This window comes from Salmonella enterica subsp. enterica serovar Typhimurium str. LT2 (assembly GCF_000006945.2).
In the GTDB taxonomy this organism is placed as follows: domain Bacteria; phylum Pseudomonadota; class Gammaproteobacteria; order Enterobacterales; family Enterobacteriaceae; genus Salmonella; species Salmonella enterica.
In genome coordinates, this window is the sequence record NC_003197.2 from 4,247,895 (window position 1) to 4,270,563 (window position 22,669).

Annotated in this window: 23 protein-coding genes and 45 other annotated features; of the genes, 9 read left to right on the forward strand and 14 right to left on the reverse strand. The window is 51.9% G+C overall.

From position 1 onward, the window contains the following. Nucleotides 1–107: 107 nt before the first annotated feature. Nucleotides 108–113, forward strand: a ribosome-binding site (putative RBS for fdhD; RegulonDB:STMS1H003968). Beyond that, the gene (gene fdhD, locus STM4038) for a putative formate dehydrogenase formation protein (protein ID NP_462918.1) occupies nucleotides 108–958 on the forward strand. Within the gene, nucleotides 122–958 belong to an annotated coding region; the region does not span the whole gene. Its footprint overlaps the feature before it by 6 nt. A gap of 267 nt (nucleotides 959–1,225) precedes the next feature. Here fdhD and STM4039 read toward each other — a convergent pair. Beyond that, nucleotides 1,226–2,262, reverse strand: a protein-coding gene (locus STM4039; RefSeq protein NP_462919.1) for a putative inner membrane lipoprotein. Within the gene, nucleotides 1,226–2,257 belong to an annotated coding region; the region does not span the whole gene. Continuing rightward, nucleotides 2,257–2,262 (reverse strand) — a ribosome-binding site (putative RBS for STM4039; RegulonDB:STMS1H003969). (Overlaps the previous gene by 6 nt.) A gap of 219 nt (nucleotides 2,263–2,481) precedes the next feature. On the opposite strand from STM4039, the gene yiiG reads away from it, so the two are divergent. Next, nucleotides 2,482–3,540: a putative cytoplasmic protein gene (gene yiiG / locus STM4040; RefSeq protein NP_462920.3), complete on the forward strand. Its 1,059-nt coding sequence runs from the start codon at nucleotides 2,482–2,484 to the stop codon at nucleotides 3,538–3,540. A gap of 354 nt (nucleotides 3,541–3,894) precedes the next feature. Here the strand turns inward: yiiG and STM4041 are convergent. Continuing rightward, nucleotides 3,895–4,225, reverse strand: a protein-coding gene (locus tag STM4041; protein NP_462921.1) for a putative inner membrane protein. Within the gene, nucleotides 3,895–4,218 belong to an annotated coding region; the region does not span the whole gene. Next, the gene (locus tag STM4042; RefSeq protein NP_462922.1) for a putative branched-chain amino acid permease occupies nucleotides 4,218–4,883 on the reverse strand. Within the gene, nucleotides 4,218–4,877 belong to an annotated coding region; the region does not span the whole gene. Before STM4042 ends, STM4041 begins: the two co-directional genes overlap by 8 nt. Then, nucleotides 4,220–4,225: a ribosome-binding site (putative RBS for STM4041; RegulonDB:STMS1H003970), on the reverse strand. It overlaps the preceding gene by 6 nt. Beyond that, nucleotides 4,878–4,883: a ribosome-binding site (putative RBS for STM4042; RegulonDB:STMS1H003971), on the reverse strand. (Lies within the gene STM4042.) 76 nt (nucleotides 4,884–4,959) lie before the next feature. Here STM4042 and STM4042A point away from each other — a divergent pair. After that, on the forward strand, nucleotides 4,960–5,526 hold the full coding sequence (locus STM4042A; RefSeq protein NP_462923.1) for a hypothetical protein: 567 nt from the start codon (nucleotides 4,960–4,962) through the stop codon (nucleotides 5,524–5,526). 88 nt (nucleotides 5,527–5,614) lie between these two features. Here STM4042A and yiiL read toward each other — a convergent pair. The 5 genes from yiiL to rhaB all read right to left on the reverse strand — a co-directional run bounded on the left by yiiL (nucleotide 5,615) and on the right by rhaB (nucleotide 11,040). Then, nucleotides 5,615–5,940, reverse strand: a protein-coding gene (gene yiiL, locus STM4043; protein ID NP_462924.1) for a putative cytoplasmic protein. Within the gene, nucleotides 5,615–5,929 belong to an annotated coding region; the region does not span the whole gene. Beyond that, nucleotides 5,926–7,087, reverse strand: a protein-coding gene (locus STM4044) for a putative iron-containing alcohol dehydrogenase (RefSeq protein ID NP_462925.1). Within the gene, nucleotides 5,926–7,074 belong to an annotated coding region; the region does not span the whole gene. The genes yiiL and STM4044 overlap by 15 nt, the downstream gene beginning before the upstream one ends. Beyond that, nucleotides 5,935–5,940, reverse strand: a ribosome-binding site (putative RBS for yiiL; RegulonDB:STMS1H003972). Its footprint overlaps the gene before it by 6 nt. Then, nucleotides 7,082–7,087: a ribosome-binding site (putative RBS for STM4044; RegulonDB:STMS1H003973), on the reverse strand. It lies within the gene STM4044. 113 nt (nucleotides 7,088–7,200) lie before the next feature. Next, nucleotides 7,201–8,042 (reverse strand): rhamnulose-1-phosphate aldolase gene (gene rhaD / locus STM4045; protein NP_462926.1). Within the gene, nucleotides 7,201–8,028 belong to an annotated coding region; the region does not span the whole gene. After that, nucleotides 8,037–8,042: a ribosome-binding site (putative RBS for rhaD; RegulonDB:STMS1H003974), on the reverse strand. (Overlaps the previous gene by 6 nt.) Nucleotides 8,043–8,170: 128 nt before the next feature. Next, the gene (gene rhaA, locus STM4046) for an L-rhamnose isomerase (RefSeq protein NP_462927.1) occupies nucleotides 8,171–9,444 on the reverse strand. Within the gene, nucleotides 8,171–9,430 belong to an annotated coding region; the region does not span the whole gene. Beyond that, nucleotides 9,427–11,040 (reverse strand): rhamnulokinase gene (rhaB, locus tag STM4047; RefSeq protein ID NP_462928.1). Within the gene, nucleotides 9,427–10,896 belong to an annotated coding region; the region does not span the whole gene. The genes rhaA and rhaB overlap by 18 nt, the downstream gene beginning before the upstream one ends. Beyond that, nucleotides 9,439–9,444: a ribosome-binding site (putative RBS for rhaA; RegulonDB:STMS1H003975), on the reverse strand. Its footprint overlaps the gene before it by 6 nt. Continuing rightward, nucleotides 10,763–10,783, forward strand: a protein binding site (putative binding site for RhaR, RegulonDB: STMS1H000360). Next, nucleotides 10,863–10,881, reverse strand: a protein binding site (putative binding site for RhaS, RegulonDB: STMS1H000362). Continuing rightward, nucleotides 10,903–10,908, reverse strand: a ribosome-binding site (putative RBS for rhaB; RegulonDB:STMS1H003976). Then, nucleotides 11,005–11,020: a protein binding site (putative binding site for CRP, RegulonDB: STMS1H000068), on the reverse strand. Then, nucleotides 11,013–11,021, reverse strand: a -10 signal (putative -10_signal for rhaB; RegulonDB:STMLTH004640). (Overlaps the previous feature by 8 nt.) Then, nucleotides 11,032–11,040: a -35 signal (putative -35_signal for rhaB; RegulonDB:STMLTH004640), on the reverse strand. A gap of 32 nt (nucleotides 11,041–11,072) precedes the next feature. Further along, nucleotides 11,073–11,093, forward strand: a protein binding site (putative binding site for RhaR, RegulonDB: STMS1H000358). A gap of 11 nt (nucleotides 11,094–11,104) precedes the next feature. Continuing rightward, nucleotides 11,105–11,125 (forward strand) — a protein binding site (putative binding site for RhaR, RegulonDB: STMS1H000359). Then, nucleotides 11,118–11,126 (forward strand) — a -35 signal (putative -35_signal for rhaS; RegulonDB:STMLTH004641). (Overlaps the previous feature by 8 nt.) Here rhaB and rhaS point away from each other — a divergent pair. Beyond that, the gene (gene rhaS, locus STM4048; RefSeq protein ID NP_462929.1) for a positive regulator for rhaBAD operon occupies nucleotides 11,118–12,020 on the forward strand. Within the gene, nucleotides 11,184–12,020 belong to an annotated coding region; the region does not span the whole gene. (Overlaps the previous feature by 9 nt.) Further along, nucleotides 11,145–11,153 (forward strand) — a -10 signal (putative -10_signal for rhaS; RegulonDB:STMLTH004641). It overlaps the preceding gene by 9 nt. Further along, nucleotides 11,169–11,174: a ribosome-binding site (putative RBS for rhaS; RegulonDB:STMS1H003977), on the forward strand. Beyond that, nucleotides 11,197–11,215 (reverse strand) — a protein binding site (putative binding site for RhaS, RegulonDB: STMS1H000363). Nucleotides 12,021–12,161: 141 nt before the next feature. Further along, nucleotides 12,162–12,167 (forward strand) — a ribosome-binding site (putative RBS for rhaR; RegulonDB:STMS1H003978). Beyond that, nucleotides 12,162–13,021 (forward strand): positive regulator for rhaRS operon gene (gene rhaR, locus STM4049; RefSeq protein ID NP_462930.1). Within the gene, nucleotides 12,173–13,021 belong to an annotated coding region; the region does not span the whole gene. (Overlaps the previous feature by 6 nt.) Here rhaR and rhaT read toward each other — a convergent pair. After that, nucleotides 13,018–14,207, reverse strand: a protein-coding gene (rhaT, locus tag STM4050; protein NP_462931.1) for a DMT Superfamily L-rhamnose:H+ symporter protein. Within the gene, nucleotides 13,018–14,052 belong to an annotated coding region; the region does not span the whole gene. The two genes, rhaR and rhaT, sit on opposite strands and share 4 nt — an antisense overlap. Then, nucleotides 14,059–14,064 (reverse strand) — a ribosome-binding site (putative RBS for rhaT; RegulonDB:STMS1H003979). It overlaps the preceding gene by 6 nt. After that, nucleotides 14,179–14,199 (reverse strand) — a protein binding site (putative binding site for CRP, RegulonDB: STMS1H000064). Then, nucleotides 14,180–14,188 (reverse strand) — a -10 signal (putative -10_signal for rhaT; RegulonDB:STMLTH004642). Its footprint overlaps the feature before it by 9 nt. Continuing rightward, nucleotides 14,187–14,205, reverse strand: a protein binding site (putative binding site for RhaS, RegulonDB: STMS1H000361). (Overlaps the previous feature by 2 nt.) Further along, nucleotides 14,199–14,207, reverse strand: a -35 signal (putative -35_signal for rhaT; RegulonDB:STMLTH004642). Its footprint overlaps the feature before it by 7 nt. A gap of 463 nt (nucleotides 14,208–14,670) precedes the next feature. Between rhaT and STM4051 the strand changes: the two genes are divergently transcribed. Then, nucleotides 14,671–15,354: a putative outer membrane protein gene (locus STM4051; protein ID NP_462932.3), complete on the forward strand. Its 684-nt coding sequence runs from the start codon at nucleotides 14,671–14,673 to the stop codon at nucleotides 15,352–15,354. Nucleotides 15,355–15,511: 157 nt separating this feature from the next. Here STM4051 and STM4052 read toward each other — a convergent pair. The 3 genes from STM4052 to STM4054 all read right to left on the reverse strand — a co-directional run bounded on the left by STM4052 (nucleotide 15,512) and on the right by STM4054 (nucleotide 18,335). Then, nucleotides 15,512–16,826 (reverse strand): putative C4-dicarboxylate transport system gene (locus STM4052; protein NP_462933.1). Within the gene, nucleotides 15,512–16,819 belong to an annotated coding region; the region does not span the whole gene. Next, the gene (locus tag STM4053) for a putative C4-dicarboxylate transport system (RefSeq protein ID NP_462934.1) occupies nucleotides 16,812–17,335 on the reverse strand. Within the gene, nucleotides 16,812–17,327 belong to an annotated coding region; the region does not span the whole gene. The genes STM4052 and STM4053 overlap by 15 nt, the downstream gene beginning before the upstream one ends. Further along, nucleotides 16,821–16,826 (reverse strand) — a ribosome-binding site (putative RBS for STM4052; RegulonDB:STMS1H003980). (Overlaps the previous gene by 6 nt.) Next, nucleotides 17,330–17,335: a ribosome-binding site (putative RBS for STM4053; RegulonDB:STMS1H003981), on the reverse strand. Its footprint lies within the gene STM4053. A 10-nt stretch (nucleotides 17,336–17,345) precedes the next feature. After that, nucleotides 17,346–18,335 (reverse strand): putative dicarboxylate-binding periplasmic protein gene (locus tag STM4054; protein ID NP_462935.1). Within the gene, nucleotides 17,346–18,329 belong to an annotated coding region; the region does not span the whole gene. Continuing rightward, nucleotides 18,330–18,335, reverse strand: a ribosome-binding site (putative RBS for STM4054; RegulonDB:STMS1H003982). (Overlaps the previous gene by 6 nt.) A gap of 200 nt (nucleotides 18,336–18,535) precedes the next feature. Next, nucleotides 18,536–18,544: a -35 signal (putative -35_signal for sodA; RegulonDB:STMLTH004643), on the forward strand. Between STM4054 and sodA the strand changes: the two genes are divergently transcribed. The 3 genes from sodA (at nucleotide 18,536) to STM4057 (ending at nucleotide 20,444) form a co-directional block, all read left to right on the forward strand. Further along, nucleotides 18,536–19,278, forward strand: a protein-coding gene (gene sodA / locus STM4055; protein NP_462936.1) for a superoxide dismutase. Within the gene, nucleotides 18,658–19,278 belong to an annotated coding region; the region does not span the whole gene. It overlaps the preceding feature by 9 nt. Beyond that, nucleotides 18,541–18,554 (forward strand) — a protein binding site (putative binding site for IHF, RegulonDB: STMS1H000227). (Overlaps the previous gene by 14 nt.) Further along, nucleotides 18,557–18,577 (forward strand) — a protein binding site (putative binding site for Fur, RegulonDB: STMS1H000188). Beyond that, nucleotides 18,563–18,571 (forward strand) — a -10 signal (putative -10_signal for sodA; RegulonDB:STMLTH004643). (Overlaps the previous feature by 9 nt.) Further along, nucleotides 18,563–18,577 (forward strand) — a protein binding site (putative binding site for IHF, RegulonDB: STMS1H000231). Its footprint overlaps the feature before it by 9 nt. Further along, nucleotides 18,563–18,625: a protein binding site (putative binding site for ArcA, RegulonDB: STMS1H000020), on the forward strand. Its footprint overlaps the feature before it by 15 nt. After that, nucleotides 18,565–18,585: a protein binding site (putative binding site for SoxS, RegulonDB: STMS1H000367), on the forward strand. It overlaps the preceding feature by 21 nt. Next, nucleotides 18,565–18,587: a protein binding site (putative binding site for FNR, RegulonDB: STMS1H000166), on the forward strand. (Overlaps the previous feature by 21 nt.) Next, nucleotides 18,569–18,589, forward strand: a protein binding site (putative binding site for Fur, RegulonDB: STMS1H000192). It overlaps the preceding feature by 19 nt. Continuing rightward, nucleotides 18,575–18,589: a protein binding site (putative binding site for IHF, RegulonDB: STMS1H000225), on the forward strand. It overlaps the preceding feature by 15 nt. Then, nucleotides 18,591–18,605 (forward strand) — a protein binding site (putative binding site for IHF, RegulonDB: STMS1H000228). After that, nucleotides 18,595–18,657: a protein binding site (putative binding site for ArcA, RegulonDB: STMS1H000017), on the forward strand. (Overlaps the previous feature by 11 nt.) After that, nucleotides 18,646–18,651: a ribosome-binding site (putative RBS for sodA; RegulonDB:STMS1H003983), on the forward strand. (Overlaps the previous feature by 6 nt.) A 6-nt stretch (nucleotides 19,279–19,284) precedes the next feature. Next, entirely contained in the window at nucleotides 19,285–20,037 is a 753-nt protein-coding gene (yiiM, locus tag STM4056; RefSeq protein NP_462937.3) for a putative cytoplasmic protein, read from the forward strand. A gap of 4 nt (nucleotides 20,038–20,041) precedes the next feature. Further along, nucleotides 20,042–20,047 (forward strand) — a ribosome-binding site (putative RBS for STM4057; RegulonDB:STMS1H003984). Further along, nucleotides 20,042–20,444, forward strand: a protein-coding gene (locus tag STM4057; protein ID NP_462938.1) for a putative inner membrane protein. Within the gene, nucleotides 20,049–20,444 belong to an annotated coding region; the region does not span the whole gene. Its footprint overlaps the feature before it by 6 nt. 50 nt (nucleotides 20,445–20,494) lie before the next feature. Here STM4057 and cpxA read toward each other — a convergent pair. Next, nucleotides 20,495–21,882 (reverse strand): sensory kinase in two-component regulatory system with CpxR gene (gene cpxA, locus STM4058; RefSeq protein NP_462939.1). Within the gene, nucleotides 20,495–21,868 belong to an annotated coding region; the region does not span the whole gene. Then, nucleotides 21,865–22,577 (reverse strand): response reguator in two-component regulatory system with CpxA gene (gene cpxR / locus STM4059; protein ID NP_462940.1). Within the gene, nucleotides 21,865–22,563 belong to an annotated coding region; the region does not span the whole gene. Before cpxR ends, cpxA begins: the two co-directional genes overlap by 18 nt. Then, nucleotides 21,877–21,882: a ribosome-binding site (putative RBS for cpxA; RegulonDB:STMS1H003985), on the reverse strand. (Overlaps the previous gene by 6 nt.) Further along, nucleotides 22,572–22,577, reverse strand: a ribosome-binding site (putative RBS for cpxR; RegulonDB:STMS1H003986). Its footprint lies within the gene cpxR. Nucleotides 22,578–22,669: the final 92 nt, after the last annotated feature.

Consider the following 22,669-nt stretch of genomic DNA (forward strand, 5'->3'; position numbering starts at 1 on the left):
TATTTTTCTTTGCGGACGGGCCCGCAAAGGTTCAGAATTGGATAAATTTTCCTCCATCCGGGAGGAGTTGTAACAGAATACCATAATGTTGGTGTGTGTGTTCTTATATGGTTAAAAGAAAGTGAACAATATACTGTCTGAAGAAGTCCTAAATGTGACTGATTTCACAACCTCACGCCAGTTGACTCTCTGGAAACGCGAGGATTTGCAGTCCCCCCAACTTGATGATGTTGCCGAGGAAGTGCCAGTGGCACTGGTGTATAACGGCATTTCGCATGTCGTTATGATGGCCTCTCCGAAAGATCTGACGCATTTTGCAATGGGGTTTTCTCTGTCGGAAGGGATCATTGACAGCCCGCGTGAAATCTATGGCATGGACGTTGTACCGTCCTGTAACGGACTTGAAGTGCAGATTGATCTTTCCAGCCGTCGATTTATGGGGCTGAAAGCGCGTCGTCGCGCGCTGGCCGGACGTACCGGTTGCGGCGTATGTGGCGTGGAACAGCTCAATGACATCGGTAAGCCGGTGCAACCGCTGCCGTTTAGCCAAACGTTTAATCTCGGTAACCTTGATCGCGCGTTAAAACATCTGAATGATTTTCAACCGACGGGTAAGCTGACGGGTTGTACGCACGCTGCGGCATGGGTCATGCCGTCGGGTGAACTGGCGGGGGGCCATGAAGATGTCGGACGCCACGTTGCGCTGGATAAACTGCTCGGCCGCCGCGCTACGGAAGGTGAGGAATGGCGGCAAGGCGCGGCGCTGGTTTCCAGTCGCGCGAGTTACGAAATGGTGCAGAAGTCCGCGATGTGCGGCGTTGAAATTCTGTTTGCCGTCTCTGCCGCAACGACGCTGGCGGTCGAGGTGGCTGAACGCTGCAATCTGACGCTGGTGGGGTTCTGTAAGCCGGGTCGGGCGACGATTTATACCCATCCGCAGCGGTTAATCGCAGACTAAAATAGTACCCTCTACATTTGCGTAAAATATATATTTTCTCAATTTTACAGCCTCTCTTGATAACGGAATCACGTATAGTGGCGAGGCCATACAGGTTTTAATCGTTTTTATGCTGGACCGCAGCTTATTCCAGCCATTCACGAGGCGCTTGCTACCCGGTAATACTTCGAACGAAAAAAGCGCCCCTGGGGCGCTCTTTTGGCAGTCGCTAACGACTTATTTGCTCAGTTTAGCGGTTATATGCACGCGATTTGCAGCGTGAAAAGCTTAGAACTCACGCTCAAGATGATAGCCATTATAGGTGTCGATGAGTTCGTTATAAGCTTTAACCACAGCCTCATAAGAACCATCTACCATATCGCCGCTGCCGCTATTGAGGTAGTCCTGCTCATGCGAGGTATACGCCACGTTATCGCGCACGCGCCGAATGCGTTTTTTCACCTTGCCCTGGAATTTTTCCAGCTCAGAAATAAAGCCAGGGAAGCTACGATGTTTATCTATATCAACGTTGATCTTCTCGTTTAGCTTCTGAGTATGCTCTTCAAAATCAGCGAGCTGTTTGCTTACTGCCGCCACATCAAAAGAATCATCAGCTACAGCGTCATTAAGCGTCTCGGCTTCCTGCATCGTCAAAAGCGTATAGTACTTAATGGATTTACCTTCTTTCTTCTCGGTCGCCTTAATTTCATTAGCCGCATGCTGCCCACTCATAATGGTAATCTCGGCGATATATTTCTTCGCAATGGGATCAAACTCATCGAACTGTTTTATAAACGTTTTATGGAACGCTTTAGCGCCAGCAAAGGCATCATCCTTGAAGTTATCTTGATCATAGTATTTATTCATACTATTGATTGTTTCAGCTAGTGGCCCAGCCGCATTAATAAATGCCAGAGCAGCACTATCCAGAGAGGCAAACGCCGGCTTTAATTCAGCCGCCGCCTTGATGTCTTTCCGGCAGTCCTGGATAAATGCAGGATACACAGGAACCAGCGGAGAGGGATCGTCTTCCTTACCGGTAGGGCCGGTGCGGAAATCGTCGAATGTGTTAGCATAACGATTTACAGCACGGTAAATATCTGCCTGGAGATTATTATAACAATCAATGTAAACATTCAGCTTTTGGTTAAGAACATCGTTCGCATCTGCGCTTTCCGCTGATGTGGGTTGTGTATTGCTCGCTGATGAGTCCGCACTCTGAGCTACAGGTTGTTCGTCCGCTTTTTTTTCATCACAAGCGCTTAGCCCGGCAGTCATCAGCATAGCGATAATAATTGATGATAACAAATCCTTTTTCATTAGAATAACCTATAAATAATATCATTGAAATTTACAGATTCATTTTAATGAAAAAAAACAGGTATGTGATTTATTCAACACAAAAAATACTTAATGCATATTTCATTATAATTAACATTATCAATATCAATGTGTTCGTTAAAATAAGAGAACCCCAACGTAAATATACAAAAGGCAATTAAATGAAAAGGAATTTATTATCCTCAGCGATAATCATTGCGCTAATGACCCTGGGCGCAACAGGATGTGATGACAATAATGTTAAAACCGAGGCGACGCCGGCCGCCAGCAGTCAGCCTGCGACGCCAGCGCCTTCTCAGACGCCGGAAACGCAATCTGGCGAAAGTCCAGCGCAGCCCTCAGCAGCGAAGCCAGAAACGGCAACTCAGCCCCCGGTGGCGAAACCAGAAACGCCAGCTCAGCCGGAGGTTGACGCTGAAGAAGTTTATAGTGAAAAAATGGATGTCTATATCGATTGTTTTAATAAACTTCAATTGCCCGTTCAGCACAGTCTGGCGCGTTACGCGGATTGGGTGAAAGACTTTAAAAAAGGTCCGACAGGGAAAGAGAGCCTGGTTTATGGCATTTATGGTATTACGGAGTCTTACATAACGAATTGCCAGAAAGAGATGAAACAGGTGGCCGCCTTAACGCCATTACTTGAGCCTATTGATGGCGTTGCCGTTAGCTATATTGATAGCGCCGCCGCGCTGGGTAATACCATTAACGAAATGGAAAAATATTATACCCAGGAAAACTATAAAGATGATGCCTTTGCTAAAGGTAAGGCGCTGCATCAGACATTACTGAAGAATATCGAGGATTTTAAACCCGTCTCGGAAAAATATCATGAGGCTATTCAGGAAATAAATGACAGGCGGCAATTGACACAGTTGAAGAGAATAGAAGAAGCGGAAGGCAAAACATTTAACTATTATTCTCTGGCTGTCATGATTTCGGCAAAGCAGATCAACAAGGTTATTTCTGCCGATACCTTTGATGCCGAAGCGATGATGAAAAAAGTCGCGGAACTGGAAACAATGATTGCGCAATTGAAAGAAGTGAATACTGATGGCCGTAATTCTTCTTTCATCAGCTCTGCGGCTGATTATCAGCTACAAGCTAAAAAATATATTCGTCGCATCAGAGACAATGTTGAGTATTCTGATTTTGAAAAGAAACGGGTGCAGGACCCTGCAACAGGATGGATGGTTGCGGATTCTTATCCGGCGTCGTTGAGAAGTTATAACGAGATGGTGGATGATTATAACCGCCTGCGTTGAGTGACGGCACATTAACTGCGCACAGGCTGGCGCAAGTGCCTATAAAATTACGCGATAACGCCAATAAAAAGCGCCGATCAGGCGCTTTTTTCGTTCATGTATTCTTCATCAGGCAATATCCGTAAAAATAGCTGACGTAAACATTAACTAAAGAGAGTTATTAGAAAAACCAGTAATCTGAAGCTATCACAAGATGTTGACGTCACGCTGGAAGGTACTGGTAGTGTCATTGAGGATCGGCATTTATATGGAAAGCATTTATCCCCCTGATGCGAAAATTCTGAGCTACTTCAGCATAGGGCGGCCCAGCCTTCATCACTTATAGGGTGTCACGTCCAACTGTTCTGTAAGACGTTAATTAATACCTGCCAGCCGCAACAGTGCTGTCACTACCGCAGCGGCGATAATCACCACAATAAGCGGCATTTTACGCCAGGCTAAAAATACGGCGAAGCCAACCCCAAGAACGCGCGCCATTCCGGCAAAATGTTCGCCTTCGTAAAAGGTGGTCGCCAGCGCGACGGAGAATAGCAGCACCGTTGCCGCATCCGAGAGCAGCGCCTGTGAACGCTCAGACAGCGCCAGACGGCTGCCAAGTTTCGCGCCGCCGAGGCGCATCAAATAGGTTCCCGCAGACAAAAGAGCAATACCGATAATAAATAGCGTCATATTGCCCATTATTTTTTCCTCGCCAGTAGGCCAAGCAGCGAAAGCAACACCGGCAATCCGGCAGCCACAAAAGGAACGGCGGCAAGCGACAGCGCGGCGCCGCTGCAACCACGAATCAATGTGGTGCGGTTTTTAAACGCCGGGATCACCAGCGCCAGTAAGATTGCCGGGAATACGGCATCCAGACCGATGGTTTCTGGGGCCGGAAGCAGTTTGCCGACACCAGCGCCAATCAGTGTGCCAATCGGCCAGAATAGGGCGACGCCCAGACCGCATAGCCAGTAGGCGGCTTTACGTTGTTCGGGTGTTTTTTGCGACAGGCCGAACACCACGCTCTCATCATTCATAATATGGCAGCCGAAAAAGCTGGCGGCGCGGGTGCCAACCAAATCGCGCACCGTTACGCCAAACGGCACGTGGCGCGCATTCACCAGCAGTCCTGCCGCCGCCGCCGCTAACGGATTGCCGCCGCTGGCAACAATGCCGATAAACATAAATTCGGACGCGCCCGCCAGCACAAAAATAGAGAGGACAAACGGCACCCACAGTGGGAAACCGTAGGCCATCGCCAGTGAGCCATAGGACATGCCGACGACGCCCACGGCCAGGCACACTAAAAATATCGCTTTTATCGTGTCTCCCTTGAGACAGGAAAAATAGTGTTTCATCTTCTTTAGTCATATCGAACGAATTTTCATTATAATGAACGGAACAGATTTGCTTTACAAGACGAACATTTCGTTCGTTATAGTGAACGTTGGATGCTTTATGACACAACCTATTAGCGTCATTGCCAGAAGTCTGGTACGCGAACGCCAGCGAACCGGACTGTCGCTGGCGGAGATTGCGCGGCGCGCAGGCATCGCTAAATCTACGCTTTCACAACTGGAAGCAGGGAACGGCAACCCCAGCCTGGAGACGTTATGGTCGCTATGCGTCGCGCTCGACATTCCCTTTGCCAGGCTGCTGGAGCCGCAGGTACAAAAAACGCAGGTGATTCGCCGCGGAGAAGGCACCAAAGTGGTGGCGGAGCAGGCGCATTATCAGGCGATATTACTGGCGGCGTGTCCGCCCGGCGCGCGGCGTGATATCTATCTGCTGTTGACGCAGCCGGGGGCCGACCGGATCTCTCATCCGCATCCGCCGGGGTCGGTGGAACATATTATTGTTACGCAGGGAAAAGCCCTCGTCGGCTTAACCGAGGCGCCGGAAGAGCTGGCGGAGGGCGATTACATTTGTTATCCCGGCGACCAGGCGCATATCTTTAAAGCGCTGGAACCGGATACTCAGGCTATCCTGGTAGCGGAGCAGAATTGAAATTGCCGGATGGCGGCGTAACCGCCTTATCCGGCCGACAAAAAATAAAACCGTAGGCCCGGTAAGCTTGCGCCATCGGGCACACGACTTACTGCAGATAGAACACCTCTTTTAGCTCTGCGCTGACCGGGCTGTTATCCGGATTCGCGGGCATAACGTCACGCATATGTTTCCACCAACGCTGGCAAACGTCGGTGCTGGCAACGGCGTTCCAGCGCTCCTCGGATTCAATCTCAACGGTGGCGAACAGCAGATTGCGCTCCTGATCGAGATAAATCGCGTAGTGATGCGCGCCGTGAGATTTTAATACGGCTTCCAGCTCCGGCCAGATTGGGTTATGACGACGCTGATACTCCTCGTGCGCGTCGGCATTTACCTGCATCACAAAGGCTTTGCGGATCATAACGCCTCCAGGTACAGCCCGCGAACTTCATCGCGGCTGGCGGTGCGCGGGTTACACGGCGCGCACGGGTCGGCGAGGGCTTTATCCAGCCAGCCTTCGATATCTTCTTTTGTGACGCCCAGCTTGCTGAAACCTTCTGGAATGCCGACGCGTTTGCTCAGCGTACGGATAGCGTTAATCGCTTCCTGACTTGCGGCTTCGTCAGACATACCGCGCGTCTCTACGCCCATCGCCTGTGCGATACGGGCAAAACGCGCGACGGCGTTCGGACGGTTAAAGTTCTCGACAATTGGCAGCAGGATAGCGTTGCAGACGCCGTGCGGCAGGTTGTGAGTTGCGCCCGGCTGGTGCGCCAGCGCGTGAACCAGCCCCAAACCGGCGCTGTTGAACGCCATACCCGCCAGGTACTGGCCGAATGCCATTTGCTCACGGGCTTCGAGGTTATGGCCATCGTCAACCGCTTTCGGTAGCCACAAATTGATTAAGCGAATCGCTTCCAGCGCGTTAGCGTCGGTAAGCGGATGCGCGCCAACGGAGACATAGGCTTCCACCGCATGGGTCAGGGCATCCATGCCGGTTGCGGCGGTCACAGACGCCGGGATTTCCAGCATGACGCTGGCGTCATCCACGGCAATATCCGGGATGATATTCGGGTCGATGATCACCTCTTTGACCTTACGGGCAGAGTCGATAATCACCGCGTTGCTGGTCATCTCGGCCGCGGTACCTGCCGTAGTATTAATCGCTACCAGCGGTACGCCGGCGTTTTTCACTTTGCCGACGCCGGAGTAGGCGGTGGAAGGGCCAGGGTTGGCGGTGAGGATTTTCACCGCTTTTGCGGTATCGATCGGGCTGCCGCCGCCGAAGGCGATAATGTAGTCACATTCTGCGCTCTGATACGCCGCAAAACCTTTCTGCACCAGCTCTTCTGTCGGGTTTGGGAACACCTCATCAAACAGGTGGTAAGACATTTGATGTTCATCCAGTGCGCTAAACAGGCTATCCAGCAGGCCCAGCTTTACCAGTTGACCATCGGTAACGATCAGCGCTTTGCCCCATTGCTTATTCGCCACGAGGTTCACCATATCGGCAATCGCTCCAGCGCCATGCAGGCTAATTTTTGGCAGTGCCAACATAAAGCTCATCACTATTCTCCTTAAAAAAATTCCCTGTTGCCCGATGGCGCTACGCTTATCGGGCCTACGGTAAAATGCGCACCGTCCTGTAGGCCGGATAAGGCAAAGCCGCATCCGGCGTTGAGTTGGGAGGTATCAGTACAGCGCTACGGCGCTGGCCAGCGGTGTCACACCAAAACGTTTGCCGAGTGCGACCAGTTCTTCGCGCGTGATGGTCTGCTTCATACCGCCCATCGAATAGATTTTGACTAATACCTCAGCGGATTTCTCTGCGGTATCTATCAAACCGAAGGTTTCATCCAGCGTAGGTCCGCTTCCGAACACGCCGTGGAACGGCCACAGTACCAGCGAATGTTTCTGCATTTCTTGCGCGGTAGCCTGGCCGATTTCATCGGTGCCTGGCACCATCCACGGCAGAATGCCGACACCGTCCGGGAATACCACCAGGCATTCGGTGCTGCCTTCCCACAGTTTGCGGGTGATCAGCGCAGTGTTGTTTTCCAGTACGTAGGTGAGGGCGATCAGGTTAGTCGCATGGCAATGCATAATGACGCGGTCTTTGCCGTGGGTGGCTTTGATGCGTTCGCAGTGGGAGAGGAAATGCGCCGGGAGTTCAGAGGTGGGTACCGCGTCGTGGGTTAAGCCCCACAGAATGTGGTAGCCTGCGCCGTCACTGTCGATTTTGACCACGCCTAAATTGGCTGCCGGATCGAGCTGCACGTTGCGGAAGAATTTGCCGGAACCGGTAACGATAAACGGCGTATTCGCCAGCAGCGGCATGGGTTGACTTAGCGCGATGTAGCGCGGTTTTTCGTGGAAATTAGCTGCAAACGGTGCGATATCGGCTTCATCCAGACGCAGCGTCAGGTTACCGCCATTACGTTCGTCCCACCCTTTCAGCCACGCATCAGACGTGGCTTTAATCATGCCCTGGACGAACCAGGAATCGGTAATATTTTGCATGTTCGTGTTCCCATTTATTGCCCGAAGGTTATTCGGGTCTTACGTAGGCCGGATAAGCGCAGCGCCATCCGGCAATCGTGTTTCATTTATTGCCGGATGGCGACGCGGGCGTCTTATCCGGCCTACAGATCAGGTGTCGCTGTCAGCTACGTTTGCTCAGGATCTCTTTTTCATAGACGCGAACGCTGTCCAGCCACTGGCTGCCAGCCGGCGTGTCGTGACGCTGGCAATACATTTCCCAGACGGCCTGCCACGGCAGAGATTTTTGCTCTTCCAGCAGCGCCAGACGCGCGGTGTAATCGCCGCTGGCCTCAAGCTGACGCAGTTGATCTGTGGGTTCCAGCAGAGCGCGCAGCAGCGCTTTTTTCATGTTGCGGGTACCGATAACCCACGCGGCGACACGGTTGATAGAGGCGTCGAAGAAATCCAGACCGATATGCACACGGTCGAACAGGTTATGACGGACGATTTCGCTGGCAATTGCCTGGGTTTCATCGTCCAGGAGTACCACGTGGTCGCTATCCCAGCGTACCGGGCGGCTGACGTGCAGCAGCAGCCGTGGCACATAGAGCATGGCGGCGGAAATTTTGTCGGAAATCACTTCAGTGGGATGGAAGTGGCCCGCATCCAGGCACAGCGCGGTCTGACGGCTGGTGGCGTAGCCCATGTAGAACTCATTGGAGCCGACGGTGTAGCTTTCCGCGCCGATGCCAAACAGTTTGCTCTCAACGGCGTCGATGTGGTGCGCCGGGTCGAATTTCTCGCTAATGACCTCATCCAGCGCTTCCAGCAGGCGCTGGCGCGGGGCTAAACGGTCGACGGTAATGTCTTTCATGCCGTCCGGAATCCAGATGTTCATCACCGACGGCGTACCGAGCTGCTCACCAAAGTATGCCGAGACGCGGCGGCTGGCTTTGCAGTGATCGATCCAGAACTGGCGAATTTTCGCGTCTGGATGAGAGAGGGTAAAACCGTCAGCGCTCAGTGGATGAGAAAAACAGGTGGGGTTGAAATCCAGCCCCAGCCGGTTCGCTTTCGCCCACTCCACCCAGTTTTTAAAATGCTCCGGTTTGATCTGGTCGCGAGCAACCGGCGTATCCGACTCAAGGTAAATGGCGTGTAGGTTCAGCCGTTTTGGGCCTGGGATCAGACGCAGCGCCTGTTCCAGATCGGCGCGCAGTTCGGTGGCGTTACGCGCTTTGCCCGGATAGTTGCCGGTCGATTGAATTCCGCCCGTCAGCGAACCTTCCGGGTTCTCGAATCCGGCAACATCGTCGCCCTGCCAGCAGTGCATGGAAACCGGCAGGCGATCGAGCTGGCGCAGCGCCTCCTCGACATCAATACCTACTGCGGCGAAACGTTGTTTTGCCAGTTCCCAGGCTTGTTCCAGTTGAGTGGTCATGCGCAAAGCTCCTTTGTCTGTCGTTTGGGTTGAAACTGCGCAACGTGGCGGGCAATTTCACTATCAGGATTAGGGATATAGGTTGTCAGGTCGTAGTTAGCGCTGACGACCTGACGGAAGTCATCGACGTTGTTTAATTCGTCGAGGGTCATAAGCTGAATACCAATATTGCCAAGGGTGGAGGCTTCAACCGGCCCGGCCATCACGCGAATGCCACATGCATCGGCGCACAACTGGTTGAGTAGCGAGTTTTGGCATCCGCCGCCGACAATATGCAGTTGGGTAAATTTTTCGCCGCGCAGATTTGCCTGTTCGTGCAGAATGTCGGCATACAACAGCGCCAGACTGTCGAAAATGCAGCGCGCCAGTTCGGCATCGCTGACGGGAACGGGCTGGTCGGTCTCGCGACAGGCTGCCTGGATTTCAGCGCGCATATCGTCAGGATTGATAAAGCGATCGTCATTCGGGTTAATCAGGAAACGGCAGGCCGGCAGCGCTTCTGTTTGGGCGATAAGCGCAGGCAGATCGGTAATGCGCCGTTCTTTCAGCACACGCTGGAGCAGCCACAAACCCATAATGTTTTTCAGTACCCGATAACGCCCTTCCGCGCCGCCTTCGTTGGTGATATTGGCGGCCAGCGCCTCATCAGTGGTGTAGGGCATTTTGCTTTCAAAACCCATCAATGACCAGGTGCCTGAAGACAGGTAAGCGCTATGTTTATTTGCCAGCGGAGAGGCAATAACGGCGCTGGCGGTATCGTGGCTGGCGACGGCTACCACCGGAATACGGTTGCCCTGCGGGCAAATCCAGTCGCCGATAACATTGCCAGGGTGCGAGGGGCGACCGAACCAGCTCTTTTTCGCGCCAGTCCACGCCAGCAGGGTATCGTCCCAGTCATCGGTATTGATATTGACCAACTGGGTGGTCGTGGCGTTGGTGTATTCCCAGTTCATTTCACCGGTCAGGCGGTAGCTGAAATAATCGGGCATCAGCAGCGCATGAGCGACCTGCGCCGTTAACTCAGGCTGTTGTTTCGTCAGCGCGCGTAGCTGATAGATGGTGTTAAACGGCAGAAACTGAATCCCGCTGCGGCGATAGATTTCGCTTTTGCCGATCTGGACCAGCGCTTGCGGCATGATGCCCGTGGTACGGTTATCGCGGTAGGAGACCGGCAGGCCGACACGCTGACCTTGTTTATCCAGCAGGACATAATCGACGCCCCAGGTGTCGATGCCGATGCTGTCGATAAGAATGCCTTCATTGCAGACTTTCTTCAGACCAAGACGGATATCCTTTTCCAGACTGTCGATGTCCCAGGTGTCAAACCCGTCTGTTTTTTGTAGGCAGTTCACAAAACGGTGAATTTCACGTAGCGTCAGGGTACGGTGTTTGCTGTCGTAACGCGCCAGCATCACGCGCCCGCTGGATGCGCCGAGATCAACCGCGACACAATGGCGAAAAGTCATAATCAGGTCCTTCTTAGAGTCATTGCGCACAGTCTAAAAAAGCCCTCAAAGACCTACCTTCTCGTTACTGACAGGAAAATGAGCCGCTGGCAACAAGGCAAAGATGAACGTGATAGCGTTCACAGTTTCTACTAATAGGCCGGTGTGATGTCGTCCGCATTTCCCGCTTTTTCCCGCCTTTTCTTGAAAAAAAGACCATGTTTGCGCGCTTTAGCGTCAAAAATTTAAGGTGAGGCCGATAACCCTTAATTACTATTCGGACATGTTGAATTCAGGAGGAAGCAACCATGACCGTACTGCATAGCGTGGATTTTTTTCCATCAGGTAAAGCGCCCGTGGCGATTGAACCTCGTCTGCCGCAAGCCGCTTTCCCTGAACATCATCATGATTTTCATGAAATCGTGATTGTGGAACACGGTACGGGCATTCATGTATTCAACGGGCAGCCGTATACCATCAGCGGCGGTACCGTGTGTTTTGTTCGCGATCACGACCGGCATTTATATGAACATACCGACAACCTATGCCTGACGAATGTACTGTGGCGTTCACCGGACGCCTTCCAGTTCCTGGCGGGGTTGGATCAATTGCTGCCGCAGGAGCAGGATGGTTACTATCCTTCTCACTGGCGGGTGAATCAGAGTGTGTTGCAGCAGGTGCGCCAGTTGGTCGGTCTGATGGAGCGCGCCGGAGACGGCATGGATGCGCCTGCCGTGGCGAATCGCGAAATTTTGTTTATGCAACTACTGGTGTTGTTACGCCGCAGTAGCCTGATGGAAGGCGCGACCAATAACGACGCCAAACTCAACCAACTGATGGCATGGCTGGAAGACCATTTTGCGGAGGAGGTCTGCTGGGAGGCGGTAGCTGAACAGTTTTCGCTGTCGCTACGCACGCTGCATCGTCAGCTTAAACAGCATACCGGGCTGACGCCGCAACGTTACCTTAATCGCCTGCGTTTGATCAAAGCCCGGCATTTATTGCGCCATAGCGATCATAGCGTGACAGAAATCGCGTACCGCTGCGGTTTTGGCGACAGTAACCACTTTTCGACTCTGTTTCGCCGAGAATTTAACTGGTCGCCGCGGGATATCCGTCAGGGACGCGATGCGATAATCCAGTAACGCGAACGCTATCAACGTTTTCGTCGCCAATATGCTGATAATTATACCCTTTAATACCGGATGGCGGCTGCGCCTTACCTGGCCTACGGCGGCGAGCGGTAGACAGAATAAGCGTAGCGCCATCCGGCAAGCATTCAACATGAGGTGCTGCGGTGGCAAATCAGTTAATCCTTTTGAAAAAAGATTTTTTTACTGATGAGCAGCAGGCCGTTACGGTTGCCGATCGCTATCCACAGGATGTTTTTGCGGAACATACGCATGAGTTTTGTGAACTGGTGATGGTCTGGCGGGGCAATGGCCTACACGTTCTTAATGAGCGCCCATACAGAATTACCCGCGGCGATCTGTTTTACATTCGTGCTGAAGACAAACACTCCTATACTTCCGTTAACGATCTGGTGCTGCAAAATATTATTTACTGCCCGGAGCGTTTGAAACTCAATGTAAACTGGCAGGCGATGATTCCCGGCTTTCAGGGAGCGCAGTGGCATCCTCACTGGCGGCTGGGCAGTATGGGAATGAATCAGGCGCGGCAGGTCATTAACCAGCTTGAACATGAGAGTAATGGACGCGATCCGCTGGCGAATGAGATGGCGGAATTGCTGTTTGGTCAACTGGTGATGACGTTAAAACGGCATCGCTACGCGACCGACGATCTTCCGGCAACCTCCCGAGAAACCCTGTTGGATAAATTAATTACCGCTTTGGCTAATAGCCTTGAGTGTCCCTTTGCGCTGGATGCGTTTTGCCAGCAGGAACAATGCAGCGAACGGGTGCTGCGGCAGCAGTTTCGCGCCCAAACCGGGATGACGATTAATCAATATTTACGCCAGGTCCGTATTTGCCACGCGCAGTATCTGCTTCAGCATAGCCCGCTGATGATTAGCGAGATTTCGATGCAGTGCGGTTTTGAAGATAGTAATTATTTTTCAGTGGTGTTCACGCGGGAAACCGGGATGACGCCGAGCCAATGGCGTCATCTCAGTAATCAAAGCGATTAACTGGCCATGCCTAAACCGACAATATTCGCCGCGATAATAATTACCACGCAGCCGAGGCTTAATACAGCAACGGGACGGCGGCCAGCATTTTTCCACTCTTTTAGCACCAGACCGACAAGCCCCCCGCACAGCACATAGAAGCTCATGTGCAGCATCCAGCTCATGTAGTCATATTGCGCTGGAATGCGCGCGTGACCCCAGGCATAGAAAAAGAACTGCAAATACCACATCAGACCGCCAAGCGCGGACAGCAGAATATTGCTGATAATCAACGGTCTTGCCAGCGAGAAGTCGGCTTTTATCGACAGATTTTGTACTTTTGCCAGGCGGATAAAACAGAAACCGAGGTTCACCAGCGCGCCGCCGCCCATAATCACCACGTAACTCGGCAGCGCGACATAGAGCGGGTCAACGCCAAGCGCGGCAGCAGCTTCATGCATCGGTTTCGCGGCGTTCATGGCAAAAGACATTCCCGCCGAGAAAATACCGCACATCACTGCCAGCAGAAGCCCTTTCTTCAGATTGAACTCCTCCGCTTTAATGCCCATTTTGCGTTCTTTTAACTGTCCGGCGCGCGTCACAATCCCGACGCCGATCAGCGCGACAAAAACGCCAAGTAGCGTCATGCGTCCCCCTTCGGTATGAATTAACACATCGAAGTTACCGTTGATGATAGGCGTCATCAGCGTGCCGACGATAAGCGTAATGCCGATAGCGATGCCGATACCCATCGACATGCCGAGATAACGCATGGTCAGGCCGTAGTTAATATTGCCGATGCCCCACATGGCGCCGAACAGAAAAACCGGTAAAAGGGTGGAGAGGTTAAACTGCCCATAATAGGCCCAGAAATCAGGCAGTAACAGAGCGCTAATTGTCCACGGCAGAATAAGCCATGAGACGATGCCGCCCACTGACCACATGGTTTCCCATGACCACTGTTTCACTTGCTTGAACGGGGCATAGAAGCAGGCTGCACTGGCCGCCCCTATCAAATGCCAGAAAATACCCATCGTAATCGCGTTACTCATGACATGTTCCTCATTATTTTTTATGGACGGGATACCCCTTCCGTTTGCATGAGTTTAAAAATTACGCAGCCTGGTAACCTTATAACGATTGCCGCCGTTGGGTGTATTCTGGCAATCAGCACGTTAATGAAGTGATTAACTTCACGTTTTAAAAAAGTCGGAGCGCATCGTGACCGTCTGGATGTTATTTAAATCAGTGGGTAATATTTGTTTTCTAAAATACCTTCATCATAACGACACGAAACGACTTAGCTGGCAACAATGCAAAGAAAACGCTGCGTGAGGTCACATAATGGGAATAGTCTGACTTACCGTTTGATAAAAGGGTAGTTATACAGTAATTATTTGGTTGTTTTATTTGTATTTACAATTTAAATATATTGAAATTAACGTTAGGAATCAATTAAATATAAATATAAGGAAATCCCTATATTGGCGTTGTTGATGGTGTTTTGATTTTTATTTTATATGACGAATATGAATTTCATTTATTTTATTTTGCTTTTTGAACATTATCCCAATTTTAAATTAAAGATCTTTGTCTATATTGTCGCCATTCACATTGCGTATTATGGTTGTAACGGTCTGACATGAAACAACGTTTTAATTTTAAATTAAATGGATTCTGTTATGAGAAAATCTCTTTTCTTACTATTACCTCTTGTTGTAACAAATGCGCATGCAGTATATGTCGATGTTCGTCATGAATATCTTGATGACAGTAAAGCTAACTATGACCGTGCGTATATTTCTCATCGGTTTGCGAATGGTGTTGGTTTTGCGATAGAAGCTATCTCAAAATCAGGCGGGGATGACACCAATAAAGCGTTTAATGACCTAGAAACACAGGGCAACGAATATACGATAAGCTACCAATTTAAAACCGGTGATGTCGCCTGGCAACCGGGTTTCGTGCTGGAAACAGGCAACGGTTACTCTACCTATAAGCCTTACTTCCGCGCGACGTGGACATTAAATGAAAGCTGGTGGGTTGGCGCGCGCTATCGTTTTGAATATGTACGCCGTTCTTCTGATATCCGTGATGATGATACCATCAATCGTATGGATGTCTGGGCGGGTTATAAATGGAACAACTTTGACTGGACAATCGAAGGAATTTATAAGAAAGCCGATAAATATGATCTTTACGATGGCGGCAAAGATAACTATGAATATAACTTCAGAACTGCCTATATTATTGACCAATGGTCGCCATTCGTTGAGGTAGGTAATGTTTCCGTCAATAGCAACAGCGATGAAAGACAAACCCGTTTCCGCGTGGGTATAGGCTACACATTCTAATCATTATCCCTGTTTATTATTTATTCCCTTTTCCGGCTACTTTATAGGTAGCCGGTTTTTTTTACCTGGTGATGACCTGCGGATAATTATTATCGCGCGTTGGCCGGATAAGACGCGAATCGCCATCCGGCAACGAGATGTGCAGGAAACTATGCGCTTACATGATGCCCAGTAGACGGGGTAAGAACAGTGTGATTTCCGGAATGTAGGTAATTAATAACAGAACGCCGATAATCGCGCCGTAAAAAGGCAGCAACGGTTTAATCACTTCCTCAACTTTGACCTTACCGACGCTCGCCCCGACATATAAACCACTGCCAACTGGCGGCGTAATGGTGCCAATCGCCAGGTTATAGATCATGATAATGCCGAAATGCACCGGATCGACGCCCAGTTTAGCCATGATTGGCAGCAGAATCGGGGTAAAAATCAGAATGGCCGGACCAATATCCATAAATGCGCCGATAATCAACAAAAAGACGGTAATGACTAACAGGATAACCAGTTTATTGGCGGAAATACCGAGGATCATATCGCTCAGCGCCGCAGGAATATTGGTGATCGACATCGAGAAGGACATCGCCGAAGAGGTTGCCAGCAGGAACATGATGACCCCGGTCATTACCACTGTCTGGAGCAAAATCGAAGGCAAATCCTTAATTTTCAGCGTGCGGTAAAACACCATCGTCAGCAATAACGTATACACCACGGCAATCGCGGAGGCTTCAATGGCGGTGAAAATCCCCTGCACAATGCCGCCGACAATAATCACGATCAGCAGCAGGCTGGGAATGGCCTCAACGGCAACTTTTAGCGCCATACCTTTTTGGACGGTGAAGAAAACCCGATAATTTCGACGCTTAGCGACCACCAGCGTGACCAGCATACAGCCAACGCCCCACAGCACTCCCGCGACCAGACCGCCGGCGAACAGAGCGGCAATCGATGTTCCCCCGCTTGCCAGCGCGTAAAGGATAAAAGCCGTGGTGGGCGGAATTAACATTCCCGTCGGCGCGGAGGCGATATTCACCGCGGCCGCAAAGCCGCGATCGTAACCTTCGCGCGCGCTCATCGGCACCATCACGCCGCCGATGGAGGTTGAGGCGGCAATCGCCGATCCGGAAATTGCACCGAACATCATATTGCCGACGATGTTGGTATAAGAGAGCGAGCCGGGCAGTTTGCCAGTAAACAGTTTGGCAAAATTGACCAGCCGGGCGGCAATTCCCCCGCTATTCATGATCACCCCGGACAAAACGAAGAACGGCACGGCCAGCAAGGCAAAACTGTCCAGGCTGGAGAACATTTTTTGCGCGGTGGCGAACATCGAAATATCGAAAGGCAGTACCAGCATCATGGTGCTGAAAGAGGCGATAACGATGCAGATCCCGATAGGCGCGCCCATGGCCAGTAAAACAACAAAGACGGCAATTAGCGTACAGGACGCAAAAATAGGGTCAATCATGTGATTTCTCCAGAGTGTGCTCAGTGGTATCCGTGGCGGAATGGATAGCTTTCAGGGCGTCAACGATATTCAGCAGCCCATAGAGGATGATCAGTACGCCCGCGCAGGGGAGCGCGTAATAAATTTTTCCCATCGGAATGCCCAGCGCAGGAGAGATTTGCAGCATAGAAATCGCAGAAATCTTTAAGCCGCCGATAATCAATACCCAAATGGAAAACGCGATAAAAATGACCTGCAGGATAATATCCCACCAGCCGCGAATCGTCGGCGACACCTTATCCAGTAAGAGAGTCAGGCTAATATGCTGTTTCTGACCGGCGACAAAAGCCATGCCCAGCATTGATACCCACACCAGGAGAAATCGCAGCATCTCTTCGGTAAGGGTGCTGGGAACGCCCAGAATGTAGCGGCTCACCACCTGCCAGCAGGCGATGCCAACCATTATCGCCAGCACCAGGCAACAGATAGCGCCCAGCAATAAATCAAGTCCTTTTCTGAATGTGTTCATCTTAATTTCCTGATTAGATTAATTTTTTGCTGTCTGGATACGTTGATACAGCCCGTAAAGCCGCGGTTTGTTTTTCAGACCGTCGTAAATAGGCTGTACTGCCTCCTGGAAGGGTTTTTTGTCGATCTCGTAGAATTCAACGTTGAAATCTTTTACCGCCGCCAGCCTGGTTTTCTCTATTTCCTTGTCCCATGCGGCTTTCTCAAATTCGATCGACGCCTTGATGGCGGCTTCGACGATGCGCTGCTGTTCCGGCGTCAGCTTTTCCAGCGTGAGGGTACTCATTAGCAGGATATCGGGAATGCGGGTGTGCATATCGTAGGTGTAATAACGGGCGACTTCGCCGTGGCGGGCGATGGTGAGAGCGAACTCATTGTTTTCCGCGCCGTCGAGAATGCCTTGTTGTAATGAGGTATAGACCTCCGCCTGGCTCATGGCGATAGGCGAAGCGCCCAGCAGTTTGAGGGTTTGGATCGCCGTCTCACTCTGCATGACGCGGATCTTTTTCCCGCGTAAATCCTCAATGCGTTTAATCGGCGCTTTGCTCATATAAAAATTACGCGCGCCGGAATCATACCAGCCTACGCCGATAAACCCCTGCGCGGCGGTGGACTGATAAACAGGCTCCATCACCTGCGGGTTATCCATTACGCGGTAGTATTCCTCGACGGTGGCAAACAGGTAGGGAAGTGAGAACACGCCGTACTCAGGCGAAAAACTCTCCATCAGCCCGGACGACACTTTAGTGATGTCGACGACGCCGACCTGCGTCAACTCCACCAGTTCGCGCTCGCCGCCAAGCTGTCCGTCCGGGAAGTACTGTACTTTGATATCGCCGCCCGTTTTCTCTTCCACTTGCTGCCCCAGGAAGTGCAACGCATCTTTTACCGGCTGGCTATTTTCAGCGTAGGCCAGGCGCAAAATGGTTTCGCCGTGGGAGAAGAAAGAGAGTGTGGAGAGTAAGGCCAACGTAGCCAGACGTATAAAACCAGGTTGCTTCATGATTCCCTCGCAATTGTAATAATTTACCGGGAATGTAATTGCAGTGTGAAATTATAACCTTCTTGATTTTGCCACCGCTGACAAAATTTGGCACCAAAAGAAAGATTTTGAAACCCTGTTTCACATTTCATGATTTCCAGGAATTCATCAACAGGCGGTTTCGGTTGGAGGCGTAAAAAACGGTTTTTTTCAGCGGATGCCGTAACGTTTATAACCCTGGAAAAAGTACGGCATTGATAATCATTTTCAATATCATTTAATTAACTATAATGAACCAACTGCTTACGCGGCGTTAACACTGTGCCGCTCGACAATAATGGAGATGATTATGAGTTATACACTGCCATCCCTGCCGTACGCTTATGATGCACTGGAACCGCACTTCGATAAGCAGACGATGGAGATTCACCACACCAAACACCATCAAACCTATGTCAACAACGCTAACGCGGCGCTGGAAAACCTGCCTGAGTTTGCCAGCCTGCCGGTTGAAGAACTGATTACTAAACTGGACCAGGTGCCAGCGGACAAAAAAACTGTGCTGCGTAACAACGCGGGCGGCCATGCTAACCACAGCCTGTTCTGGAAAGGGCTGAAAAAAGGCACCACTCTGCAGGGCGATCTGAAAGCGGCTATCGAGCGTGACTTCGGTTCCGTTGACAACTTCAAAGCTGAATTCGAAAAAGCAGCAGCAACCCGTTTCGGCTCCGGCTGGGCGTGGCTGGTGCTGAAAGGCGACAAACTGGCTGTGGTTTCTACCGCAAACCAGGATTCCCCGCTGATGGGTGAAGCCATTTCCGGCGCTTCCGGCTTCCCGATCCTGGGCCTGGACGTGTGGGAACACGCTTACTACCTGAAATTCCAGAACCGCCGCCCGGACTACATCAAAGAGTTCTGGAACGTGGTGAACTGGGACGAAGCAGCAGCGCGTTTCGCCGCTAAAAAATAATTTGCATTGCACGTCTGTAGAAGCGAGTCTGATGACTCGCTTTTTTTGTATCCGCGTAAGGAGCAGCAGATGCATTATCCGGTTGACGTGTTTATTGGCAAAATTCGTGACTATGACGGCAGCCGCCCGAGCGCTATCGCCAAGGTGCAAATCGACGGCGAACTCATGCTGACCGAGCTCGGTCTGGCAGGCGATCAGCAGGCCGAAAAGAAAATCCACGGCGGCCCCGACCGCGCGCTATGCCATTACCCCCGCGAACACTATGCTGATTGGATTCGCCAGTTCCCCGAGCAGGCGACGCTGTTTTGCGCCCCGGCGTTTGGCGAGAATCTGTCGACGAACGGAATGACCGAACACAACGTGTTTATTGGCGACATCTACCGCTGGGGCGAGGTGTTGATCCAGGTCACTCAGCCGCGCTCTCCATGCTTTAAACTTAATTTCCACTTTGCCATCAGCGACATGGCCCTCCTTATGCAGAACAGCGGAAAAACCGGCTGGCTGTATCGGGTCATTGCGCCAGGTAAGGTCTCCAGCGATGCGCCGTTGGAACTGGCGTCGCGTCTGAGCGATGTCTCGGTTCATGAAGCGGGTGTTATCGCCTGGTCTATGCCGTTTGATGACGAACAATATCACCGGCTGTTGAGCGCCGCCGGGCTGTCGGCGAGCTGGAGCCGCACCATGCAGAAGCGTCGTTTGAGCGGCAAAATTGAAGATAGCGCCAGACGACTGTGGGGGGATAAAACTCCGCCAAAATGAAAGGAAGGATTATGACTGAAGCTGAAAATGCGGTGGCGATCGTAAAAGAATTTTTGGTGGCCTCGATGATTCCCGATGCTGAACGCGCCGCAACGTATATGCACCCGGAGGTGAAAATTACCTTCACCGGAGGCCGGGCAATGGCTGGCGCGGCAGATATCGCGCAGTTTAACGGCGCTCGCTACAAGTGGGTGAAGAAGGCGCTGGGCGAGTTTGATGCGGTGCAGCATGATCATTACGTTGTGATTTATTCCAACGGTACGCTGTATGGGGAATGGCCCGACGGTCGCCCGTTTGCCGGTAATCGCTTTATCGATCGTTTCGAAGTGCGCGATGGCAAAATTACCCGGATGGACGTGTGGAACGACAGCGCCGAGTGGATTCTGGTGCCGGAAATCTCCCGGTAAATCTCGACGGCGAGATAAAAAATCGGCCTGCATTCGCAGGCCGATGGTTTTTAGGTTCGCTTGTACAGCGGTAGCCACAGCGTAAGCCGCAACCCACCCAGCGGGCTATCGTCAGCCTTCACCCAGCCGCGGTGCTGCTGCATGGCGCTTTCGACAATCGCCAGCCCCAGCCCGGTGCCGCCAGACTCGCGGTCGCGCGCCTCATCAGTGCGATAGAACGGACGGAAGATCTGCTCGCGGTCTTCAGGGCTGACGCCCGGCCCGTCGTCATCGACCGTGATCGTAATACCGTCTTTATCCACCGAGAAGCCGACTTCAATCTTCGTATGTGAATAGCGCAGCGCATTACGAACTATATTTTCCAGCGCGCTTTCCAGCGCGTTTGGGTTGCCATAGAGCGGCCACGGCCCCGGCGGATAATTTACCGTTAACGACTTGCCCATCTGTTCGGCTTCAAAGGCGGCGTTATCCAGCACTTCGCCCCATAGCTGATTGGCTTTCATCGTTTCGCTGACCAGCGCATTTTTCTGTTGGTTACGCGACATCACCAGCAGGTCATTGATCATGCTGTCCAGACGCTGCGCTTCGGTTTCAATACGCTCCAGCTCTTTGCTTTCGCCGCCACGACGACGCAGCAGCGCGGTACCCAGTTGCAGGCGCGTAAGGGGCGTTCGTAGCTCATGGGAGATGTCTGACAGCAAACGCTGCTGCGAGGTCATCATCCGTTCCAGCGCCGTCACCATCTGGTTAAAACTGGCGCCAGCGGCGAGGAACTCCTGCGGACCCGCCTCCAGCTCCGGATGCTGACGCAGGTTGCCTTGCGCCACTTCATCAGCCGCGTTTTTCAACTTACGCGCCGGTTTCGCCAGACTCCATGCCAGCCATAGCAAGAGCGGCGAACTGACCAGCATCGTGACAATGAGCAACAGAAGCGGGCGGTCAAACAGCAGATTAATAAAATCGGATTGCGAACTGCTGGCCGGTCGAATCAAGTAAAGCTGGTAATTATCCTCTCCGTCGCGAACGGAGAACGGCCCCACCATCTCTACGCGGCCATATTTTTTCTTCTGCGGATGATCGGCGTTATCCGCCTGACCAATGAAGTTACGAATGATCTGCATTTCGCTGCGTTCAGCGCCGATCACGCGTCCTTCAGAGGTCACCAGTAATAACCGCTGTCCAGGCGGCGCCCACTTATCGATCGCGCGGAACAGGCGACGCCACCACATCAGGTCGTTGGGCGGATCGTTCGCAAGTTCAGCTTCTACATGTTGCTCTATCATCAATCCCTGGCGCTGTTCGCTGTCCAGCAGCTCGGTCATCTGGCGTGAATCGAGCTTGGGCAACATCAGGACCAGCATTAGCACCAGCGCCAGCGTCAACCAGAAGATGGCGAAGATGCGCGCGGTTAAACTTCCTATCATGAAGCGGAAACCATCAGATAGCCGCGACCACGCAATGTTTTAAACCACGGGTGACCGTCTTTGCGTTCCGGCAGTTTGCGGCGCAGGTTAGAAATATGCATATCAATGGCGCGATCGAACGGCGTCAGGCGCTTACCCAGCACTTCCTGACTTAAATGTTCACGGGAAACCACCTGGCCGAGGTGTTGCGCCAGCAAATAGAGCAGGGTGAATTCCGTACCGGTCAGCTCCAGCGTTTGGCCATCGAAACTGGCTTCCTGGCGACCCGGATTAAGGCTTAGCGCATCGACTTCCAGCGTCGGCGAGCCGTTGTCGCTGCTCTGCTGCTGTTCGCTCCAGTGGGAACGGCGCAAAATAGCCCTGATGCGCGCTACCAGCTCGCGGTCGTTAAATGGTTTGGGTAAATAGTCGTCCGCGCCCAGCTCAAGGCCGAGAACGCGATCCAGCTCGCTGCCGCGCGCGGTCAGCATAATGACAGGCGTCTGGTGTGTCTGGCGAAGCGCTTTCAACGTATCGATACCGTTTTTCTTCGGCATCATGACGTCAAGCAAAAGTAAATCGATGCTGTCATCCAAAAGCTCAAGCGCCTGCTCGCCGTCGTGGGCCACCAGGACATTAAAACCTTCCATTTCGAGGAGCTCTTTTAACAGGGAAGTCAGCTCTCGGTCATCATCAACTAACAGGATTTTATTCATTGTTTACGTACCTCCGAGGCAGAAATTACGTCATCAGGCGTCGCTAATCCATGACTTTACGTTGTTTTACACCCCCTGACGCATGTTTGCAGCCCGAATCGTAAAC

Excerpts from the sequence above, each read along its gene's own strand:
- STM4039 (NP_462919.1), bottom strand. The coding sequence starts at position 2,257 with ATGAAAAAGGATTTGTTATCATCAATTATTATCGCTATGCTGATGACT.
- yiiG (NP_462920.3), top strand. The coding sequence starts at position 2,482 with ATGACCCTGGGCGCAACAGGATGTGATGACAATAATGTTAAAACCGAG.
- STM4041 (NP_462921.1), bottom strand. The coding sequence starts at position 4,218 with ATGGGCAATATGACGCTATTTATTATCGGTATTGCTCTTTTGTCTGCG.
- STM4042 (NP_462922.1), bottom strand. The coding sequence starts at position 4,877 with ATGAAACACTATTTTTCCTGTCTCAAGGGAGACACGATAAAAGCGATA.
- yiiL (NP_462924.1), bottom strand. The coding sequence starts at position 5,929 with ATGATCCGCAAAGCCTTTGTGATGCAGGTAAATGCCGACGCGCACGAG.
- STM4044 (NP_462925.1), bottom strand. The coding sequence starts at position 7,074 with ATGAGCTTTATGTTGGCACTGCCAAAAATTAGCCTGCATGGCGCTGGA.
- rhaD (NP_462926.1), bottom strand. The coding sequence starts at position 8,028 with ATGCAAAATATTACCGATTCCTGGTTCGTCCAGGGCATGATTAAAGCC.
- rhaA (NP_462927.1), bottom strand. The coding sequence starts at position 9,430 with ATGACCACTCAACTGGAACAAGCCTGGGAACTGGCAAAACAACGTTTC.
- rhaB (NP_462928.1), bottom strand. The coding sequence starts at position 10,896 with ATGACTTTTCGCCATTGTGTCGCGGTTGATCTCGGCGCATCCAGCGGG.
- rhaS (NP_462929.1), top strand. The coding sequence starts at position 11,184 with ATGACCGTACTGCATAGCGTGGATTTTTTTCCATCAGGTAAAGCGCCC.
- rhaT (NP_462931.1), bottom strand. The coding sequence starts at position 14,052 with ATGAGTAACGCGATTACGATGGGTATTTTCTGGCATTTGATAGGGGCG.
- STM4051 (NP_462932.3), top strand. The coding sequence starts at position 14,671 with ATGGATTCTGTTATGAGAAAATCTCTTTTCTTACTATTACCTCTTGTT.
- STM4052 (NP_462933.1), bottom strand. The coding sequence starts at position 16,819 with ATGATTGACCCTATTTTTGCGTCCTGTACGCTAATTGCCGTCTTTGTT.
- STM4053 (NP_462934.1), bottom strand. The coding sequence starts at position 17,327 with ATGAACACATTCAGAAAAGGACTTGATTTATTGCTGGGCGCTATCTGT.
- STM4054 (NP_462935.1), bottom strand. The coding sequence starts at position 18,329 with ATGAAGCAACCTGGTTTTATACGTCTGGCTACGTTGGCCTTACTCTCC.
- sodA (NP_462936.1), top strand. The coding sequence starts at position 18,658 with ATGAGTTATACACTGCCATCCCTGCCGTACGCTTATGATGCACTGGAA.
- STM4057 (NP_462938.1), top strand. The coding sequence starts at position 20,049 with ATGACTGAAGCTGAAAATGCGGTGGCGATCGTAAAAGAATTTTTGGTG.
- cpxA (NP_462939.1), bottom strand. The coding sequence starts at position 21,868 with ATGATAGGAAGTTTAACCGCGCGCATCTTCGCCATCTTCTGGTTGACG.
- cpxR (NP_462940.1), bottom strand. The coding sequence starts at position 22,563 with ATGAATAAAATCCTGTTAGTTGATGATGACCGAGAGCTGACTTCCCTG.